Source organism: Actinospica durhamensis, from assembly GCF_018139695.1.
Classification (GTDB): Bacteria; Actinomycetota; Actinomycetes; order Streptomycetales; family Catenulisporaceae; genus Actinospica; species Actinospica durhamensis.
Genome location: NZ_JAGSOG010000850.1, coordinates 1 through 401, shown reverse-complemented (window position 1 = coordinate 401; position 401 = coordinate 1). Strand labels below are relative to the sequence as shown.

At 71.6% G+C, this 401-nt stretch carries 1 protein-coding gene; it reads right to left on the bottom strand.

Annotation, left to right across the window (positions count from 1 at the left end):
• Nucleotides 1-401: MIP/aquaporin family protein (locus KDL01_RS42530; protein ID WP_212534357.1), on the bottom strand; the 401-nt coding region annotated here is incomplete at both ends.

Below are 401 nucleotides of genomic sequence, written 5' to 3'. Positions count from 1 at the left end.
GGACCAGTCGGAGCCGCCCTTGTTGGGCAGGGGCAGCAGGGCGTGCACGATGCGCGGACCGAGGTCGCGGGCCGGGTTGATGGCGTAACCGGTCGGGCCGCCCAGCGACAGACCGATGGAGACGACCACGAGCGCCGTGATCAGGCCGCCCAGTACCCCGAGGCCGTTGCCCGCGTCGTTCAGGCCCTGGGTGAGCACGGCGAGCAGCAGGACGACGGTGCCGATGATCTCCGTCGTGAGGTTCTGCACCGTGTTCCGGATCTCCGGACCGGTGGAGAAGACGCCGAGGACGGGGCCGGCGCCCTTCTCCCGGGCCTCGACCGCCTTGGCGGTGGTGGCCTGCGCGCCCGGGCCGCCGACGATCTCCTTGTCGGTCAGGTGCGCCTGGAACTGGCCGTAGT